General features: G+C 54.4%; 3 tRNA genes. All 3 read right to left on the bottom strand.

The features are described 5' to 3' along the window. Positions 1 to 12: 12 nt before the first annotated feature. A tRNA-Asp gene (locus HII17_RS18930) sits at positions 13 to 89 on the bottom strand. A gap of 43 nt (positions 90 to 132) precedes the next feature. Continuing rightward, positions 133 to 209, bottom strand: a tRNA-Asp gene (locus HII17_RS18925). Positions 210 to 238: 29 nt separating this feature from the next. Next, positions 239 to 315: transfer RNA gene (locus tag HII17_RS18920), tRNA-Asp, on the bottom strand. Positions 316 to 333 lie beyond the last annotated feature (18 nt).

Raw genomic sequence — 333 nt, 5'->3', positions numbered from 1 at the left:
TATGCAACGTATTGGCGGAGTGGACGGGACTCGAACCCGCGACCCCCGGCGTGACAGGCCGGTATTCTAACCAACTGAACTACCACTCCGCATTTTAGCTTACGCTAACGTCGCATTATTCTTTACATTAAGTGGCGGAGTGGACGGGACTCGAACCCGCGACCCCCGGCGTGACAGGCCGGTATTCTAACCAACTGAACTACCACTCCGCAGATAATGCAAAGTACAGAATTTTAAGTGGCGGAGTGGACGGGACTCGAACCCGCGACCCCCGGCGTGACAGGCCGGTATTCTAACCAACTGAACTACCACTCCGCATTTAAAACTCTGCAA

It is taken from the genome of Thalassotalea algicola (assembly GCF_012932965.1).
GTDB classification, from domain to species: Bacteria; Pseudomonadota; Gammaproteobacteria; order Enterobacterales; family Alteromonadaceae; genus Thalassotalea_F; species Thalassotalea_F algicola.
This window is presented reverse-complemented; position numbering and strand designations above follow the sequence as displayed.